This is a genomic window from Lacticaseibacillus suihuaensis (genome assembly GCF_054785075.1).
Genome location: NZ_BAAGBJ010000005.1, coordinates 174294 through 192790, shown reverse-complemented (window position 1 = coordinate 192790; position 18497 = coordinate 174294). Strand labels below are relative to the sequence as shown.

Genomic DNA, 18497 nt, shown 5'->3' with positions numbered 1-18497 from the left:
AGCTGACCCAGCGGCGGTCGAGTCGGTACAATAGCTTTAAGGAGTGATTGCAATGGATACTCGCACCAGCCGCCACGACCAGGGGCGGCCGCACCGGCCCTGGCTCAAGTTCGTTTTGCTCATCGTGTCGACGCTTCTGGTCACCGCCGGGTTGTACGGCCTGCGCCTATACAGCCAGGCCAAGTACGCCTTCGACAAGACCTACGCGTCGCTTGGCAGCAAGGCCAACCCGACGATTCAAAACAAGAAGCCCTTCGCCGCGCTACTAATCGGCGTGGACTCCGGCGCCTTGGGCCGCACCGACAACGGCCGCTCGGACACCCTGATCGTCGCGGTGGTCAACCCCAAGCAAAAAAAGACCACCCTAGTCAGCGTCCCGCGCGACACCGCCGCCAAGATGATCGGTACCACCCACTTCAACATGCAAAAAATCAACGCCGCCTACTCGATCGGCAGCTCCAAGATGGCGGTCGCAACCGTCTCCGCCTTGGTCAACGTGCCGATCGACTACTACCTGACCGTCAACATGGGGGCGCTTGAGAAAATCGTCGATGCGGTCGGCGGTATCGACGTGCAGGTCCCCTTCTCCTTCACCGACAAGGACACCGGCTCCCAGCACTTCGTCAAGGGGCCGATGCACCTCAACGGCGCCTGGGCCCTGGCCTACGCGCGGATGCGCCACGAGGATCCGGAAGGCGACTACGGCCGCCAAAAAAGGCAGCAGCAGGTAATCCGGGCGATTCTCAAAAAGGCGCTGTCGACCGACACGCTGACCCATTTTGACCGGCTGCTCAAGACCATCTCCGGCAACATGCGAACCAACCTGAGCTTCTCGGACCTGACCACCTTGGTCACCAACTACCGCGCGGCCGCCGGCAAGGTCACGACCGACCACGTGCAGGGCCACGACGCCTGGGTCTACCCCGGGCCGTCGTCTTACCAGATTCCCGCGACCAGCGAGCTGCAGCGCGTCTCCGACAAGCTGCGAACCGCCTTGGGGCTAGCCACCGAGACCATCGCCAACCAAAACGTCCGGGAGAACAAGGCCAACACCGGCTTCAACTTCGCTAACCCGGCCGCGCAGGTCTACACCATCTACAACCCCGAGCTCTAACCCCAAAACGCCGTCGTGAGGCCATCGCGGCGGCGTTTTTGCGTCCAGCGGCGCCGCGTCAAAAAGCCGCCGCAACGATTGGGTTGCGGCGGCCGCGCCGAAGCCACCGAAGACGCATGTTCCGGTGGCCTTGGCCTGATTTGGTCACGTTTCTGGCTTCTGCTTACCGTGGTGGTACACCACCGATCTCGCCGGGGCCGCAGCTACCTCGCGTTGCGAGTAGGTCCCGGCTTGGTGCGAACGGTGGGTTGGTGAAATCCTATGCCCTGGTATCTCCTCCTAAGTTGAAGGGGTTGCACTAAAACTCTTGAGTTTGAAAGCCGTGTGGCAATACACTGCGGCTTGGCATGGGTTGGGTACTAGAGGCGCTTGCGCTCCGGATCGTTCCCCTATGCGGCAGAGGTGCCAGCGCTGCGGCCACAGCGTTGTCCCCGCACTTGAACAATCATTCGAGTGTAGCTTAACACCGGACCAATTGGTCGTCAAGCAATTTGACTCGCGTGAATGCACCCGTCGCTCGCCAACCGGTCGGCGAACCACTCGGCATCAACAAAGGCGCATCCCCGCTGGGAATGCGCCTTTGTCGTGCCTCAGCCGGTGCCGACATGCGGCTCGAACTGCGTTGCACTGAAACCTGGCCTACGTCGTACCTCACCCGGTGGCTGAACCGCGGCCTGGCCAGCGTCGTGCCTCACGAACCACGGCCGAACCGCGGCCTCGCACCGCGGCGCTTACTCGGCCTTTTGCACCGCGTCGGCCACCGGCTTGGTGCCGGCCTTGGTGCTGATGGTGCTGTTGATCACCTGCTCCAGGTCGATGCCGGTCATCTGGTGAATCATCGCCAGCTGCTTAGTCATGTTCTCGACCGACTGGCCGGTCACGTCGCCTTGACCGTACAGCGTCACGTGATCGACGTTCTTGTAGGCGTCGGCGTTGGCGGCAAACAGCGCCGGCATCACATCCAGCACCATCTGCAGCTTCCCGGACTCGTTCATTTTGGCCAGGGCGGCGGCCTTCTTCTCGGTCGCCTCGGCCTCGGCCAGCCCGACGGCGCGGGTCTTGGCCGCCGTCGCGTTACCGGTCAGCTCCGTGGCCTTGGCCTCGGCCTGCCCTTGCACCTCGACTTGGTGAGCCGCGGCGTCGGCGGCCTGGCGAACCTGCTCCGCCTGGGCGGCCGCCTGCAGCTTGACCTGCTCGGCAGACGCTTCGGCCGACAGCTTCACCTGTTCGGCTTCGGCCTGAGCCTTGGCGATGCTGGCCGCCTTTTGCGCGGCGGCCTCCTGCTCGGCCTGGTAGCGGTTGGCGTCGGCCTGCTTACGCACGGTCGCATTCAGCGTCATTTCCTGCAGGTCTGCGTCTTTTTGCGCCAGCTCGATGTCTTTTTCCTTTTGGACCTGCTTGGCCTTCATCTGCTCGGCAATCGAAGCCTGATCCGCCTGGGCCTTGGCAATCTGCTGCTCCTTTTCGAACTCCGCGACCTGCACGGCCTGGGCGCGTTTGGAGTCGGCGACCTGCGTCTGGCGCTTGATCTCCTCTTCCTGGGCCAGCTGGTCGGCCTCGGCCTGCTTGATGCGCCGCTCCTTGTCGGCCTCGGCCTCGGCGATCGCCGCGTTCTTTTTGACCTCGGCAATCTGCTTTTTGCCCAGGCTGTCCAAGTAGCCGTTGCTGTCGGTGATGTCCTTGATGGTGAAGGACACGATCTGCAGACCCATCTTGGCCAGGTCGGAGCTTGCGACCTCCTGCACCTTCTCGGCGAACACTTCGCGGTTTTGGTAGGTGTCCTCGACGGTCAGCGTCCCCAAAATGGCGCGAAGGTGGCCTTCCAGAATCTCGGTGGCCTCGCCGTTGATCTGCGCGTCCTCCTTACCCAGGAACTGCTCGGCGGCGGTGGCGATTTCCTCAAGCGAGGAGCCGATCTTCAGGATGACCGTGCCGTCGACCTTGATCGGCACCCCGGCCTTGGTGTAAACCTCGGGCGTGGCGACCTCGATGGTGCGGGTGTTAAGCGACAAGGCGTCCCAGCGCTGCACGATCGGCAGGATGAACGCCCCGCCGTTGGTGATCAGCTTCACCTTGTTACCGTTGGTGTCTTGGTAAGAGTGCTTGCCGCCGATCATCGCCCCGGAGATGATCAAGACCTCGTTGGGCAACGCCGTCTTGCGGTGCGTGACCAAAAAGACAAAGAACAAAATGATTAACACGGCGATGACGCCGATGATGATCAGACTCGAGTAGTTTTCCATCATGACACTTCCTTTTAGTAGCGTGTGGCCGGTGCGGTGGCGCCGCCCGGACTGCAAAAATCCCTTATTCCGTTGGCGGCGTTGCCGGATCGCGAACCGGCTGCACATACGCCACCCCGGCCTTGAGCTCGATCACGACGACCCGGGTACCTTGCGCGATGCGAGTGCCTGGGTCGTAAGCGCGAGCGGCGTAGGTCTGCCGGGCCCGGCCGTTGCCGACGACCATCACCTCGCCGAGGCCACCGACCGGGATCGTCAGGCTGAGCCGGCCGACCAAGTAGGCCTTGCTGCTTTCGGCGGTGCTGTTATCGACGCCGCGAAACAGCCGGCTCAAGGCCGCCAGAATCGGCAGTGCGACCAGGGAGAAAAGCGCCCACAAGAAGGCGCCGCCGACAATCGCCACGAGGAGGCCGACCAGCGCCAGCACCCACCAGGGTTGATTCCACAATGCCTGCATGGTCTCACCTCATCCCATGAAATAAAGCCAAAGCAACACGATCGCGACCACGCCGAGAATCAGCGTCCCCCAGTTGATCCCGCCGCCGGGCTGCCGGGTCGGGTTGGCACGCGGTGGCGCCGCTGGTTTGGGCCGCGCCTGATCGCCGCGAGCCGCGGTCCCACGCGGTTTTGTCGGGGCCTCGGTTGGCATCCGCACGTGGGGGGCGTTGGCCTGCCGGTGCGACTGCTTGGCGGCATTGCGCGGTTGGGGCGCGTTGGCCCCGCCCGTTGTGCCCTGAGTCGCCCGGTTACGCGCGGCGCCTTGCCCGTTGCGGGCGGTCTGCCGGCCCCCGTTGCGCTGACCGCCGCTGCCACTTTGACCGCTGGCGTTCTGGCCGCCGTGCCCCGCCAAGCGCTTGCGGTCGGTCCGAGCCGCCTCGCGCGATTGCCCGGCCTGGGCTGCGGTGGTCCGGTCTTGGGTGGCCGCCGTCGCCGCGGTGGCCCGGCCGCTGGTGCCCTGGCCGTGCGGGGCCGCGTCCAGCCCGGCGCGACCCGGCGTCGCCCGGTGGCCGGCCACCGCCTGCGCCGTTCGGCTCGGCTTGGTCGCAAGCCCGGGCCGGCCCAGACCCAGCCCCGGTCGCAGCACGTGGCGCTGCTTGAGGCTGACGCTTGAATGATGCTGTTTCAACAACTGACTGCCGCGCTGTCCGTCTAGGCTCATGCCGCATTCCTCCCCGCTAGTGATCGAGGTCAATATACCAATTTGTAGCGCTTACGTCAACGTGACAGCCCCTGTCTCCCCGGTCCTGCCGCCGCCAACGCTCACCTAGCAAAAAAGCCGCCTCTTTGTGAGACGACTCGCTTATGCTAGTCTTCCTCGGTGTCCTGCAGGGTTGGCCCGTAGTGTTCCAGGAAGTAAATCAGCGTCTGCAGCTCGGTAGCCAGGTCGACGTTTTGGACCCGAACGTAGCTTGGCACCGAGATGCGCAGCGGGGTGAAGTTCATCACACCCTTGATGCCGGCCTTCACCAGGTCATCGGTGATGCCCTGGGCCGCATCGATCGGCACGGTCAGAATCACGATTTCGATCTGCTGCTGGCGCAGCTGCGACACCAGCTCGGACATCGGGTACACCGGCACCCCGGCCTGAATGGTGCCGGCCAGCTGGGGGTTGACGTCGAAGGCCGCGCTGATGCGGATGCTGTTGGTCTGGCGGAAGTTGTAGTTCAAAAGCGCGTGGCCGAGGTTCCCGACGCCGACCAGTGCCACGTTGGTCAGGCGGTCCTGATTGAGAATTTTCTTGAAAAACTTGATCAGGTCCATCACGTCGTAGCCGTAGCCGCGCTTGCCCAGCGCCCCGAAGTACGAGAAGTCGCGCCGAATGGTTGCCGAGTCCACCTTGACCGCCTCGGACAGCTCCGTGGATGAAACCTTGGTGGTGCCGGAGTTCGCGAGGAAGTTCAGGTAGCGGTAATAAAGCGGCAGTCGCTTCGCCGTGGCCTTGGGAATCATCGTTTCAGCCATCAATATGCCTCCTAAGTTGGCCGCGTCAGCGCGGCAGCTCTGCATGCCTTATTGTGAAATTGTCAGCATGCTTCTCAAAATATAGTAACCGCTTTTTCATAAGACTGCAAGTTTCTAGACCGGTCATGCTCAACTTTTTTCACAACCCGAACATTCCTTCTATGGTAAACTGGAATTATTGACGACTGAAAGGAACGATAAGATGATCATCATGCAGGCCCAAGGCGTCGGCCGCACCTTCGACGGCAACGACTTATTCACGGGCATCACGCTTGAGGTTCAGACCAACTCCCGCATCGGCTTGGTCGGCCCCAACGGCATCGGCAAAACCACCCTGCTGCGCATACTCGCCGGACTCGACCCGGCAGACGGCGGCCTGGTCACCACCGGCAAGAACATGTCGATCGGCTACCTGGCGCAGGATTCGGGGCTCGACTCCAGCCGCAACATTTTCGACGAAATGCTGACGATTTTTGCCAAGCAGATTGCCCAGGAGCAGCGGATGCACGAGCTCGAGGCCGCGATTGCCGACCCCAAGCTCGCCGAGAACCAGGCCGACTACGACGCGGTGCTGAAGCAGTACGACCAGCTGCAGCACGACTTCGAGGCGGCCAACGGCTACGGCTACCGCGCCGAAATCCGCGGCGTCCTCACCGGCTTCAACTTCCCGGAAAGCACTTGGCAGATGCCGATTCACACGCTGTCCGGCGGCGAACGCTCGCGGCTGGCCCTGGCGAAGCTTTTGCTCGAGCACCACGACCTCATCATCTTGGACGAGCCGACCAACCACTTGGACATCGACACGCTCAGCTGGCTGGAGGGCTACCTCAAGACTTACGCCGGCGCGATTCTCACCGTCAGCCACGACCAGTACTTCCTGGACCACGTGGCGTCTGAGATCTACGAGCTGACCCCGAGTCGCGCGGTTCACTACACCACCAACTACACCGGCTACCTACAGCAAAAGGACCAAAACCGCGCCTTGGCGTGGAAGGCCTACGAGAAGCAGCAAGAAGAAATCGCCAAGCTCGAGGACTTCGTGGCCAAAAACATCGTCCGGGCCAGCTCGACCAAGCAGGCCCAGGCCCGGCGCAAGCAGCTGGAGAAGATGGACCGGCTGCCGCGGCCGGACGGGCCGGAGAAGACCGTGCATTTTCGCTTCAGCCCCGAGAAAACCTCGGGCAACGAGGTGCTGCAGGTCCAAGACGCCGCCGTCGGCTACCCGGACGGCCCGGTGATGGCCGGCCCGATCAACTTCCAGGTCAACAAGGGCGACCGCATCGCGATTATCGGCCACAACGGCGTCGGCAAGTCCACCCTGCTCAAGTCGGTCCTCGGCCAGATTCCGTTCAAAGCCGGCCACGCGCGGTTCGGCACCAACGTCACCACCGGCTACTACGACCAAGACCAGCACCAGCTGCACTGGGACAAGTCCGTGATCGCCGAGATCTGGGACGACCACCCGACCATGGCGGAAAAAGACATCCGCTCCGCGCTGGCGGCCTTCCTGTTCGACGCCAACGACATCGAAAAGCGCGTCGGTGACCTCTCCGGCGGCCAAAAGGCGCGGCTGGAGCTGACCAAGCTGTCGTTGAAGCACGACAACTTCCTGGTCCTGGACGAGCCGACCAACCACCTGGACATCAACTCCAAGCTGGTCCTCGAGCAGGCGCTGGCCGATTTTGAAGGCACCGTGCTGTTCGTCTCGCACGACCGCTACTTCATCAACCAGCTGGCGACCAGCATCGTCGCCGTCGAGCCGAGCGGCGCCGACCTGTACCTGGGCAACTGGGATTACTACCAGGAGAAGTTGGCCGAAAAGCTCGCGCTGGCCCAGGAGAACGCCGACCCGGTCGCGGGGCCGACCGTCAGCGCCGCCAAGGTCGACTACCAGCAAAGCAAGGCCGACCAAAAGGCGCAGCGCAAGCTCGAACGCGAGGTTGCGGCGCTTGAGGACCAGCTGGGCGAGCTGGCCGATCAGGCCGACGCGCTGCAAAAGCAGATGACCGCCCCGGACGTGTTGACGGATTACGTCAAGATGCAGGATCTGCAGACGAAACTGGACGCCGTCAACGCCAAGGTGGCGACCACCGAGGACGCCTGGGAAACCGCCAGCCTGAAGCTGGAGGACATGCAAGGCGCCTGAGACCCCAACAGCGGCCCGGCCGCACTTCCATTGCGAAGTGCGACCGGGCCGCTGTTAGTCCGTCTATTACCGGCGCCGCCGCACCGGCCCGGGCTTGGGCAGCACGACCTCGCCGCGGTGGCCCAGGTCGGGTTGTCCAGGCTTGGGCTGTGGGGCCTGGGCGGCACGAGTCCGGCCGGCCGAGGCCTGCGCTTCGGTCGCCGCCGCAACCGGCTGCGGCTGGCTTGCACCGCTCGCAACGGCCGGTGCCGCCTCGCTGGCCCGGGGGAAGTTCAGCCCCGGCGTGGCGGTCAGCGACTCGTCGGCCAGGTGGTGATGCGCCAGCTCGATGTGAGCGGCCGCGCCGATCATCGCCGCGTTGTCGCCGGTCAGCCGCACCGGCGGCACAATCAGCGTGATGTCCGGGTGCCGGGCGGTCAGGGCCTGGGCCAGCGCCGCGCGAAGCCCCTGGTTGGCCGCAACGCCGCCGGCCAGCACCAGCTGGGCCACCGGATGCGCGTCGAGGGCCGCCATGGTTTTGGCCACCGAGACGTCGATCACCGCGGCCTGGAAGCTCGCCGCCAGGTCCTCGCGGCTCAGGGTCTCCCCGATCTGGTCGGCGTGGTGAACCGTGTTGATGAACGCCGACTTCAGGCCGCTGAAGCTGAAGTCCAGGTCGTCTGAGTCGACCATCGCCCGAGGAAAATGAAACGTGTCCTGCCCCAGATGCGCCAGCCGGTCGACCTCCTTGCCGGCGGGATAGGGAATGCCCAGTACCCGCCCGATTTTGTCGTAAGCCTCGCCAGCCGCGTCGTCGCGGGTGTCGCCGATGATGGCGAACTCGCCGGGCGCGTTGACCGTCACCAGCTCGGTGTGGCCGCCGGACACCACCAGCGCCAGCAGCGGGTAGGTCAAGGGCTGCACGAACCGCGCGGCGTAGATGTGGCCGGCCATGTGGTTGACCGGGATCAGCGGCAGGTGATGCGCGAACGCGACCGTTTTGGCCGCCGTCACGCCGATCATCAGGCTGCCGACCAAGCCGGGGCCGTAAGTCACGGCCACCGCGGTCAGGTCGGTGTAAGTCACCTTGGCCTCCTTCAGCGCCAGGTCGATGACCTCAGTGATCTGCTCGACGTGGTGGCGCGAGGCGACCTCGGGTACGACGCCGCCGAAGCGCTTGTGCGAGTTGATCTGCGTGGCGATGATGTTGCTCAGAATGCGGGTGCCGTCTTCGATCACCGCAACCGAGGTCTCGTCGCAGCTGCTTTCGAAGGCTAGAATCAGTTCACTCAAAGTACTCGTCCTTTCAATCCAGTGGCCGCCACATGTCCATGGCGTCCTTGTGCGTGGCCACGTAATACCCGGGCTTGATCGCCCCGTCGTAAAACCCCAGCTGGTGGTACAGGGCCTGGGCCGGCGCGTTGTCGGTGCGAACCTCAAGCGTCATCTGCCGGGAGCCGAAGTCGTAGGCCTTGTCAATCATCACCTGCATCAACGCGGTGCCGATGCCCAGCCGCTGCACGGACGGGCCGACCGCGATGTTGGTGATATGGGCCTCGTCTCTGGTGAAGCTGGCGCCGACGAACGCATCGATGCCGTAGTCGCCGGCCAACACCAGGTACAGCGAGTGCTGCACCTTGCGCAGCTCGGACAAAAAGGCCATGCGGTCCCACGGCGTGTCGCCTTGGTATACCGCGCGTTCAATGCCCAGCGCCGCGTCGATGTCGGCGTTGCGCATTCGCCGCAGGGTGTAGGCCACCCCGTTGATGGTCAGCGGTCGCTCGGCGAAGGCCAGGCTGGCCGGCGGTTCGTGGTCCAGCCACGACTTAAACTTTCTCAACATAAGGGGCATGTCCTTTGTCGTCGTGCGTTTTCAGCCAGTTGGTCTCCGCCTCGGTCAGCCGCAAGTAACGCGGCACGAAGGTGATCGCAGACACCGGTGTGCTCATTGCGCCGAGCTGCGCCAGCCGCGCGGCGTCGGGCAGCGCCGTGATGGCGTCGGCAAAGCTCGCCGCGTGACCCAGCGCCGCCTGAATCGGCTCGCGAAAGGCCACGGCGTCCGGCCCGGTGAAAACGGCCGGCTGCTTGAGCACCGCAAGCTCCGCCAGAAGCTGATCCAGCGGCAGGTGCCGGTCGGCGATCACGTTTTCAAGCCGCCCGTTGGCCCATTGGTAGCCGCCGGCGAACACGTTGTGGCGCCGGGCGTCCATCAGCGGCACGATCACCGCGGTGGTCGCCGTGACGCCGGCGGCCAGCGCCGCCAGGCTGGACACGCCGACCAGCTCCAGGTTCAGCGTGTAGGCCAAGGTCTTGGCCGTGGTGACGGCGATGCGCAGCCCGGTGTAGGAGCCCGGCCCCTGCGCGACCACTACCCGGTCCAGCGCCGAGGCGGTCAGGCCGGACACGTCCAGCAGGCGGTGAATCGTCGGCAGGAGCTGTTCGCTGTGGGTTTTCTTGCGGTTGATGGTCATCGTGGCCAACACCAGCTCGCCGTCGGTCACGGCCACGCTCATGGCCTGATTGGACGTGTCGAGCGCTAAGATCTTCATGGTTAAGGTCAACTCCTATTATCTCTGACAAGGCGCGTCGGCCCCGGTCGCAGCGGCCCGAACCGGCGCCGCCCTCGGTCGCAGCGGCCCGAGGCGGCAACTTGGCCCGGCCGCACCGCGACGCCAGCGCCTGACCGCGCGTTTTTCTCATGCCCCTTAGTGTACCACAAAGGGACCGCCTAAGCGGTCCCTGGCTCTGGCATTCAGTTGAGGTGGGGCTTGATGCGTTCGACGGCCTTGAGCGTCGCGTAGGACAGGAAGGCCTGAATCGGCCACATCGCGAGGTTCTTGACGGTGCGAATGGCGATGACCCCCTGCCATGGCGTTCCCAGCATGTCGATCCACACCGTGTTCATGAAGATGTTCACGATGATAATCACCAACCCGACGGCGGTGACGACGCGCCAGACGGTGACCTTCTTATTGTAGAAGAAAACGCCGTAGATGATGGCGGCCAGGACGGCACTCAGCGTGAACGGTGGAAAGTTCGCGCCGGGGTTGAAGACGATGGTGGAGAGTTGGTCGGTGAAGGCGGCGGTCAGCCCCGACAGCCACGGGCCCAGGTAGTAGGCCATCAGAATGGTGGCGAAAAAGGCCGGGCTGAACTTCAGGAAGCTCGTGCCAAACGACAGGCGACCCAGCACAACCTGCATCGCCATGAACATCGCCATGTAGACGAGGTTGCGGGTGGTGAGCTTCGGGCCGGTCAAAGATAATGCTTGCATATGATAATCCCCTTTGCGGAGACGCCAAAAGCGGCGAATGCGGACCCACCACCGCGGCAATGCCTTCGTCCGCCGTTCACATTCCGTTCCGGCGGCACTTAACGCGGTGAGTCCTACTCCTTAGATTTTTGGTACGGCCTTATCATACGCCTTTTTCCGAAAAACCGCAAGAAACCGCGACCTTATCGAATTATTGTTCGGGGATTATGTGCAAAATTGATATCGGTTTTGCACGAGCTTTCCGACCTGGTCAACTTGCGCTTGCAAAGCGCCGGGCGCATGTTACGCTAGTGAGGACGCGGCGCGTGACGCTCGCGCATGCTCTGGAGGCGACTGATGATGAAACACATTTTGGCTTTGCACACCGGCGGCACCATCGCCATGACCGCGGATGAAACCGGGGCCGTGGCGCCTGGCGCCCACAACGCCCTCTTGGCCCAAGACGCGACGCTCGACGGCATCGACGTGACCAACGAAGAGGTCTTCAACCTGCCGTCGCCGCACGTCACCCCGGCGCGGATGCTGGCCTTGTCCAAGCGCATCCGCCAGGCCGAGGCGGCCGGCATCGACGGGATCGTGGTCACCCACGGCACCGACACGCTGGAGGAGACGGCCTACTTCCTGGACCTGACGCTGGACCCGACGATTCCGGTGGTGGTGACCGGCGCGATGCGCTCGGCCAACGAAATCGGCTCCGACGGCCGCTACAACTTCCTCGGCGCGATTCGCACCGCGGCCAGCGCCGGGGCCCGGCACAAGGGCTGCCTGGTGGTGATGAACGACGAGATTCACACCGCGCGGTTCGTGACCAAGACCCACACGACCAACGTCGCGACCTTCCGCACCCCCACCTTCGGCCCCATCGGCCTGGTGACCAAAACCGGCGCCGTGTTCTTCCAGGAGCTGATCAACCAGGCGGCCTGCCCGATCGACCGGGTCGTCTCCAATGTTTTCCTCCTCAAGGCCTACGCCGGCATGGACGCGACCTTGCTCGACGCCTTGCCGGCCACGACCGCGGGACTAGTGATTGGGGCGCTGGGGGCCGGCAACCTGCCGCCGGCGACGCTGCCGGCGCTTGAGCGGCTGATGCAGCGCCACGTGCCGGTGGTGTTGGTGTCGCGCTGCTTCAACGGCGTCGCCGAGGCCGTCTACGACTACGAAGGCGGCGGCGTCAACCTGAAGAAGGCCGGCGTGATTTTCTGTCAGGGCCTCAACGGCCAAAAGGCGCGGATCAAGCTGATTGTCGGCCTCAGCGGTGGCAAGTCCGGGGCGGAGCTGGCCGCGTATGTGAACAATGCCATCAGCTGACTGGTCCCTGCCCGACCTATACGCGCAACTCGGCCAGGCGCTTGGGCCCAGCGGCTGGTGGCCGGCCGACTCCAAGTACGAGATCTTGGTCGGCGCGGTGCTGGTCCAAAACACCAACTGGGCCAACGTCGACCGCAGCCTGGCCAACCTGCGCGAGGCGACCGGCTTTGACCCCGACAAGCTGGCCGCCTTGACCCAGGCCGACTGGGTGCCGCTGATTCGCCCCAGCGGTTTTTACCAAAACAAGAGCCGGGCGTTGGTCGGCCTCTTCGCCTGGCTGGCGCATTGGGACTTCGACCTCGCTGTCATCGGCGGCTTCCCGCCGGCGACGCTTCGAGCACAGCTGCTGGCCCTGCGCGGCATCGGCCAGGAAACCGCCGACGCGACGCGGCTGTTCGTCTTCGATCAGCCTACCTTCGTCGCTGACGCCTACGCCCGGCGCCTGTTCGGCTTCCTCGGGAGGCCGTATGCGACCTACCAGGCGCTGGCCAAGGTGACACAGGCCGTCGCCGGCTGGTCGCTGCACGACGCCCAGGAGTTCCACGGCCTGATCGACAACTTCGGCAAAACGGTCAAGACGCCGCTCGACTTCGCCGCCAGCCCCTTGGCCGGTGGCCGACTGGCGCCTTTGAGGGCGTCACTGGCCTGATGCCCCGGGCCGCTGAACGGCCGCTCGATGCTTGATCGCACTGCCGGTGATTGCATCGCCGGTAATTGCACCGCCGGTAATTGCACCGCCGCGACTGATGCGGCGGTGTTTTTTGGCGTGGCGCTGGTTCAAGCAGTCACGCGGCCGCCTCGGCTTCTTGGCCTTTCATGACCGGCGTCTGTGGCTCCTGCCACCACACCGCCACGTCCTTTTCATGAACTAAAACTTTGGTGGCAACAACGCGCTGGTCCAGCGGTGGCCGCCACCGCAAAGACCACACGACTGGTGAAGCGGCCACCATCGGCACAAGCCGCGGATATTGGGATTTTAATTGAGGGCGGCATTAAGTGGCACGCAATCCAATTGACCCATGTCGTGACACTCCGTATACTGAGGCGGATGAGACCACTCATCAAACCCGCTTCCCAAGGAGGAAACTTATGACAGAGCTTCGCAGCAGCACGACCCGGAAAAATCGCCACCGCATTTGGGTGACCGCCGCCCTCGCCGCCACGACCCTGCTCAGCTTCCAGGCGCTGAACGGCCAGCCCGTTCACGCCGCCAGCGTGATGGTCAGCCAGGCCGGCGTCACCGCCGCCCCAACCGCGCCGATCACCGACGCCACGGAAAACGGCGCCGCCGACCAAACCGGCCTCGGCCGCCCCGACTACAACCACGCCGGACCTAACACCGATGCGACCGCGCAAGGCGCAACCGACCAAACCGGTGCTGGCCGACCGGACTACAACCATGCCGGACCTAACACCGATGCAACCGCGCAAGGCAGCACAGACCAAACCGGTGCTGGCCGACCCGATTACAACCAAGCCGGACCTAACACCGATGCTTCTGCGCAAGGCGCAACCGACCAAACCGGTGCTGGCCGACCGGACTACAACCACGCCGGACCGAACACCGATGCGACCGCGCAAGGCAGCACAGACCAAACCGGCGCCGGTCGGCCCGACTACAACCACGCCGGACCTAACACCGATGCGACCGCGCAAGGCAGCACGGACCAAACCGGTGCTGGCCGACCGGACTACAACCACGCCGGACCGAACACCGATGCGACCGCGCAAGGCAGCACAGACCAAACCGGCGCCGGTCGGCCCGACTACAACCACGCCGGACCTAACACCGATGCGACCGCGCAAGGCAGCACGGACCAAACCGGTGCTGGCCGACCGGACTACAACCACGCCGGACCGAACACCGATGCGACCGCGCAAGGCAGCACAGACCAAACCGGCGCCGGTCGGCCCGACTACAACCACGCCGGACCTAACACCGACGCGACCGCGCAAGGCAGCACAGACCAAACCGGTGCCGGCCGGCCCGACTACAACCACGCCGGACCTAACACCGACGCGACCGCGCAAGGCAGCACAGACCAAACCGGCGCCGGTCGGCCCGACTACAACCACGCCGGACCGAACACCGATGCTTCTGCGCAAGGCGGCGCCAACCAAACCGGTGCCAGCCAGGCCGCAACCGACGCCTACGCCAAGGGCCTGATGATCGGTCAAACCGGTGCCGCCTTCCTGCCGACCAGCGTGTTGGAAGGCCTCAGTGCCGAGGAAAAAGACGCCTTGCAGCAAGGATTCGCCGCCGGCCACACGCTTTGGGCCAACCGCCTCGACGCCAAGACCAAGCCCAACACCGACGCTTCCGCGCAAGGCGGCGCCAACCAAACCGGTGCCAGCCAGGCCGCGACCGACGCCTACGCCAAGGGCCTAATGATTGGCCAATCCGGCGCCGCCTTCCTGCCGACCAGCGTGTTGGAAGGGCTCAGTGCCGAGGAGAAGGAAGCCCTGCAGAAAGGCTTTGCCGCCGGTCACACGCTTTGGGCCAACCGCCTCGACGCTAAGACAAAGCCCAACACCGATGCGGCTTCGCAAGGCGGCGCCAACCAAACCGGTGCCAGCCAGGCCGCAACCGACGCCTACGCCAAGGGCCTGATGATCGGCCAAACCGGCGCCGCCTTCCTGCCGACCAGCGTGTTGGAAGGGCTCAGTGCCGAAGTGAAAGAGGCCCTGCAAAAAGGCTTTGCCGCCGGTCAGCTGGTCTGGGCCAACCACGTTGGACCCAAGCCTGAGCTAATCATCCCGGCTCCCGAAATTGGGGAGAAGCCGACCCCGACGCCAGGGCCGGAACCGACCCCAGAACCCGAACCTAAGCCGGAGCCTGAGTCGAAGCCTGAGCTAAAGCCGACCCCGGAGCCAGAACCGCAGCCAGAATCAAAGCCAATCCCGGAACCGAAACCAGAACCAAACCCAGCACCTGAACCGAAGCCAACGCCGGCACCCGAGTCTAAGCCGACCCCGGAACCAGCTGAAGTAACCACGGCCACCGCGACCACCCCGGCCGTGCCGGTCACCACGCCGACGCCGTCGAAGGCCGTGCCGACAGCCGGCGGTAAGCCGACGGGCCTCAGCGCGACCGGCCGCGTTCACACCCGCAGCGGTCAGGCCACGCTGCCGCAAACCGGCGCAGAACCAAACCGCCTGCTGAGCGGTGCCGGCCTCCTGGTCGCCTTGGCCGGACTGTTCGGACTTGCTGGTAGTCGCCGCAAACGCGTCTAGTCACCGCACCGCCGCGGCGCATCCCGCGGTGCCGACCCACGCCACACACCTAACCCGGTGAGAATCGGCATGCCGCCCTGAGTCGTCACTGGGAACAAATCTCGCGACCGGCACCTGGACCGCACTTCAGGCAGCACTTCAGGCAGCACTTCGAATCGCACTTCGAATCGCACTTCGAATCGCACTTCGAATCGCGACTCGACCCGGTACCTACCCGCCACCGCGGGACCAGTCAAAAACAGCGTCACAACTTCGCAATTGCCGCAAAGTTGTGACGCTGTTTGCTATTCCGTTGGGTTAGCGAACGCCGAACGCCAGGCGCAACGTCGCCATCGCGTTGTCGCCGCTGATGGTGTAGTAGGCGCTCGTCTCGCGCCAGCTCACCGTATTCTGGCGCTTAGTGCCATCGGCCACGTGCAACACGATGGCGCCGCGGGTCGCGGTTCGTGGCAAGGCGTTGCTGGCCAGGACGCTCACGACGTTCTTGGCCAGCTCCTTGGCCTCGGTGGGGTCCTGCTGATCGTCGGCCACGATGATTGCGTAGTCGCCCTGTCGCCAGCTCACGGTTGCCTGCCCGGTGGCGGTGCTGACGGTGCCGGTGAGGCCGGCCCCCAGTGTCGTCTCAGTCTTGTCCGGGTCGGGAGCACGGTAGGCGAGCTTGCCGGCCTCGGTCTGCGCCTGGGCCGTGCTGGTCGGCGTCACCTTTTTGAGCGCCAAGGGGGCCGCCGTGGTCGTCAGCTGCGCGGCATGCTCGGCAAAAAGCAGCCGGTAATCGCCAACGCTGCCGGTCGCCTTGGTGTGGACGGTCACGCCGTCGCCGAAGGGGTTGACGGTCGGCACCTTGACGCCCGGCAGCTGCGCCTCAAGCGTGGCCTTCAGGGCAGCTAGGTCACTGGTCGCCTGCCGGGCCGCCACGCGGGTCGCCTGGCCGGCCCGCACCGTCTTGCCGACGTGCCGGGCCACCACCACGGTGTGCTCGGCCTCGGCCTGCGGCGCCGCGCCGGCGCGGCTGGCGACGTAACCCACGCCGCTCAGCAAGAGGATCGCCGGAATCAATAATAGTCGCTTATTCATCTGCTCCCCACCCTTCTCTCATTTCATTCTACGCCAGATTGCGGCGGCTGGCCAGCGCTTTTTGAAGCCGATTTCAGATTTTTCAGGCCTTGCCCCGTCTATTTTTCGCCGCCGCAAGCGCCGCGATGAAAGCGGCTGTTGAAAATTTCATTACGTGAAAACAATGAGAAAATTCCAACCAATCAGTGAGAAAAAGGCGGCACCCGACTGCCGGGTGCCGCCTTCTTCAGATTGTCTCCCAGGTCATCGTCGCCGTCGCGTTATCCGCCCCGGTCACCGAAATCTGGTGGTGCGAGGTCGCGCCGTCGATGGTGTAGGCCGACTCGACCGTGCTGCCGTACGTGACCTCACGCGCGAACTTGATGTCAACGCTGGTCAGCCGGTGCGTGGTCAGAAAATCCGCCCCCAGCGCGTCTTCCATCCACTCCATGTAATGAGTGTTGTTGACGTGGCCGTTGCCGTCGATGTCGAAGTACCGCACGGTGTAAGGCTTGCGATGCGCGAAGCCCGTGAGCTTGGGCAGCCGCGGGTAGCGCCTGACCTTGGTGGTTTTGGGTGCCTCGACCTTGGCCGCGAAGCTCTCGATGATGGGAATCAGCTTGCGGGTCGTCAGGTCCATCATCACCCACGCGCCGCTCATCGTCGCCAGCGTGTTGCCGGCGGGGTCTTTGACCCAGTACTCGCGGTAGGTCATCAGCTTGTTGTAGCCAGAGGCCTCCGTGCCGACCACCAGCGGCTCCTCGACTTTGGGCATCCGGGTGATCGCGATGTGGTACTGCGTGATCACCCAGCCGGCGCCGTGCTTGGCCAGCGCCGCGATGCCGGCGTCCAGCCGGTCCAGCTGGTGCTCGGACGTCAGGAGCATGATGTTGGTCAGGGTGGCCAGGCTCAGGTTGCCGGTCTTGGTGCCGAGGAAAAACGGCACGGTGACCGCTTCTTCGTAAATCATTGCGGCGCCTCCAATTCGTGATAGGCGGCATAGACCGCCTGCTTCTTCAGCCCGTTTTGCTTGGCCACGGTCTTGATCGCGTCGTTGGGCCGAGCCCCGGCCGCCACCAACGCTTCGACCTGCTCACGAAGCGGCACGGTGCTTGGCGTCGGGGCGACGACCGGCGCCGGGCCGACCATCACGACGAACTCGCCACGCGCGTTGTCGACCGCCCAGTCGGCCAGCTCAAGCAGGCTGCCTCGGGCGAACTCCTCGAATTTTTTGGTCAGCTCCCGGGCCAGCACCGCCGGCCGATCGCCGAACACTGTGGCGATGCTGGTCAGCGTTTTGGCCAGGCGGTACGGCGACTCGTAGAAAATGACGGTCTGCGGCTGCGTCGCCAGCGCCTCAAGCGCCGCCTTCTGTTCACTGGCCTTGCGCGGCAGGAAGCCGTAGAACATGAACGGCTGCGGCGGCAGGCCCGAGGCGATCAGCGCCGTGGTCGCGGCGTTGGCACCGGGCAGCGGCACCACGGGAATCCCGGCCTCAATCGCCGCGGCGACCAGCTCCTTGCCGGGATCGGAGATCGATGGCATCCCCGCATCCGAGACCTGGGCGATGCTGTCGCCGTTTTGCAGCCGCGCCAGCAGCTCGGGAATCCGGGCCTGGGTGTTGTGCTCGTGGAAGCTGATCTGCTTGGTAGCGATGTCGAAGTGGTTCAAGAGTTTTTGCGTGTTGCGCGTGTCCTCGGCGGCGATCACCGCGACCTGCTGCAGGACGTGGACGGCGCGAACCGTCATGTCCTCGAGGTTGCCGATCGGCGTCGGCACCAGGTAGAGGGTGCCGACGTCGTGTTCGGCGAAGCTTTTCTGCTGTGTCACGCCCATCAGTGTTCACCGTAGATGATGTCGACGCAAAAGGCGCAGGGCTCATCGTTGACCCGGCGCTGGCCGTACATGTACGGGCAGACGTGGAAGCCTTCCTCGTACAGGTTCTCCAGGTTCAGCTTGGACTTGGACAGCTCCACGGCGCCTGTCGACTTGTGGTCGCCGCTTTTTTGCAGCTCCTCCAAGTGCTCGCGCAGGTGGCGATTCTCGATTTCAAGCTCCGCGTTCTTCTCCAGCACCGTCGCCATGTCCGTTTTTAGGGCCGCCAGCTGCGCCAGGATGGCCGAAGTCTCGTGTTCTAACTGCAAAAAGCCGTCATAGAGATCTTTCTTCTCCACGGGCTCACCT

Annotated in this window: 16 protein-coding genes, 1 pseudogene and 1 riboswitch; of the genes and pseudogenes, 5 read left to right on the top strand and 12 right to left on the bottom strand. The window is 64.4% G+C overall.

The genetic code is table 11. The features are described from left to right. Nucleotides 1-52: 52 nt before the first annotated feature. Nucleotides 53-1114, top strand: coding sequence for an LCP family protein (locus ACYVRZ_RS06500; RefSeq protein WP_461225787.1), 1062 nt, complete (start codon nucleotides 53-55; stop codon nucleotides 1112-1114). A gap of 731 nt (nucleotides 1115-1845) precedes the next feature. On the opposite strand, the gene ACYVRZ_RS06495 is transcribed toward ACYVRZ_RS06500, so the two are convergent. The 4 genes from ACYVRZ_RS06495 to ACYVRZ_RS06480 form a co-directional block, all read right to left on the bottom strand. Then, nucleotides 1846-3357 (bottom strand): flotillin family protein, encoded by a 1512-nt coding sequence (locus ACYVRZ_RS06495; RefSeq protein WP_461225815.1) that lies wholly within the window; start codon nucleotides 3355-3357, stop codon nucleotides 1846-1848. A 64-nt stretch (nucleotides 3358-3421) separates the two neighbouring features. Then, entirely contained in the window at nucleotides 3422-3814 is a 393-nt protein-coding gene (locus tag ACYVRZ_RS06490) for a hypothetical protein (RefSeq protein ID WP_461225785.1), read from the bottom strand. Between the two features lie 9 nt (nucleotides 3815-3823). After that, the gene (locus tag ACYVRZ_RS06485) at nucleotides 3824-4516 is read right to left on the bottom strand and encodes a hypothetical protein (RefSeq protein WP_461225783.1); all 693 of its coding nucleotides are present in this window, start codon (nucleotides 4514-4516) and stop codon (nucleotides 3824-3826) included. Between the two features lie 146 nt (nucleotides 4517-4662). Next, nucleotides 4663-5319: a redox-sensing transcriptional repressor Rex gene (locus ACYVRZ_RS06480; protein WP_262315725.1), complete on the bottom strand. Its 657-nt coding sequence runs from the start codon at nucleotides 5317-5319 to the stop codon at nucleotides 4663-4665. Nucleotides 5320-5521: 202 nt separating this feature from the next. Here ACYVRZ_RS06480 and ACYVRZ_RS06475 point away from each other — a divergent pair, with 202 nt between their 5' ends. Beyond that, nucleotides 5522-7465, top strand: a complete 1944-nt coding sequence (locus ACYVRZ_RS06475; RefSeq protein ID WP_461225780.1) for an ABC-F family ATP-binding cassette domain-containing protein — start codon at nucleotides 5522-5524, stop codon at nucleotides 7463-7465. 255 nt (nucleotides 7466-7720) lie between these two features. Here the strand turns inward: ACYVRZ_RS06475 and tsaD are convergent. The 4 genes and pseudogenes from tsaD to ACYVRZ_RS06455 form a co-directional block, all read right to left on the bottom strand. Beyond that, a pseudogene (tsaD, locus tag ACYVRZ_RS06470) lies at nucleotides 7721-8737 on the bottom strand (tRNA (adenosine(37)-N6)-threonylcarbamoyltransferase complex transferase subunit TsaD); the annotation flags it as partial. Between the two features lie 13 nt (nucleotides 8738-8750). Beyond that, complete coding sequence (rimI, locus tag ACYVRZ_RS06465) at nucleotides 8751-9287, bottom strand: ribosomal protein S18-alanine N-acetyltransferase (protein WP_461225778.1); 537 nt, start codon at nucleotides 9285-9287, stop codon at nucleotides 8751-8753. After that, nucleotides 9271-9993, bottom strand: a complete 723-nt coding sequence (tsaB, locus tag ACYVRZ_RS06460) for a tRNA (adenosine(37)-N6)-threonylcarbamoyltransferase complex dimerization subunit type 1 TsaB (RefSeq protein ID WP_461225776.1) — start codon at nucleotides 9991-9993, stop codon at nucleotides 9271-9273. Before tsaB ends, rimI begins: the two co-directional genes overlap by 17 nt. 203 nt (nucleotides 9994-10196) lie before the next feature. Continuing rightward, nucleotides 10197-10718 carry a folate family ECF transporter S component gene (locus tag ACYVRZ_RS06455; protein ID WP_461225774.1) on the bottom strand — a complete coding sequence of 174 codons (522 nt, stop codon included), beginning with the start codon at nucleotides 10716-10718 and terminating at the stop codon, nucleotides 10197-10199. Nucleotides 10719-10747: 29 nt separating this feature from the next. After that, nucleotides 10748-10841, bottom strand: a riboswitch (THF riboswitch). Nucleotides 10842-11054: 213 nt separating this feature from the next. Here ACYVRZ_RS06455 and ACYVRZ_RS06450 point away from each other — a divergent pair. From ACYVRZ_RS06450 to ACYVRZ_RS06440, 3 genes are all read left to right on the top strand, one after another. Next, nucleotides 11055-12026, top strand: a complete 972-nt coding sequence (locus ACYVRZ_RS06450) for an asparaginase (protein ID WP_461225772.1) — start codon at nucleotides 11055-11057, stop codon at nucleotides 12024-12026. Continuing rightward, on the top strand, nucleotides 12013-12675 hold the full coding sequence (locus ACYVRZ_RS06445) for a deoxyribonuclease I (RefSeq protein WP_461225770.1): 663 nt from the start codon (nucleotides 12013-12015) through the stop codon (nucleotides 12673-12675). The genes ACYVRZ_RS06450 and ACYVRZ_RS06445 overlap by 14 nt, the downstream gene beginning before the upstream one ends. A 440-nt stretch (nucleotides 12676-13115) precedes the next feature. After that, a complete protein-coding gene (locus ACYVRZ_RS06440) occupies nucleotides 13116-15260 on the top strand; it encodes an LPXTG cell wall anchor domain-containing protein (protein ID WP_461225768.1) in 2145 nt (714 codons plus the stop codon). 297 nt (nucleotides 15261-15557) lie between these two features. Here ACYVRZ_RS06440 and ACYVRZ_RS06435 read toward each other — a convergent pair whose 3' ends face one another. From ACYVRZ_RS06435 to ACYVRZ_RS06420, 4 genes are all read right to left on the bottom strand, one after another. Beyond that, nucleotides 15558-16334 carry a hypothetical protein gene (locus ACYVRZ_RS06435; protein ID WP_461225766.1) on the bottom strand — a complete coding sequence of 259 codons (777 nt, stop codon included), beginning with the start codon at nucleotides 16332-16334 and terminating at the stop codon, nucleotides 15558-15560. Between the two features lie 226 nt (nucleotides 16335-16560). Further along, nucleotides 16561-17283: an acyl-[acyl-carrier-protein] thioesterase gene (locus ACYVRZ_RS06430; protein WP_461225764.1), complete on the bottom strand. Its 723-nt coding sequence runs from the start codon at nucleotides 17281-17283 to the stop codon at nucleotides 16561-16563. Continuing rightward, nucleotides 17280-18143 (bottom strand): 16S rRNA (cytidine(1402)-2'-O)-methyltransferase, encoded by an 864-nt coding sequence (rsmI, locus tag ACYVRZ_RS06425; RefSeq protein ID WP_461225813.1) that lies wholly within the window; start codon nucleotides 18141-18143, stop codon nucleotides 17280-17282. Before rsmI ends, ACYVRZ_RS06430 begins: the two co-directional genes overlap by 4 nt. Before the next feature lie 5 nt (nucleotides 18144-18148). Beyond that, nucleotides 18149-18487, bottom strand: a complete 339-nt coding sequence (locus tag ACYVRZ_RS06420) for a DNA replication initiation control protein YabA (RefSeq protein ID WP_461225762.1) — start codon at nucleotides 18485-18487, stop codon at nucleotides 18149-18151. Nucleotides 18488-18497: the final 10 nt, after the last annotated feature.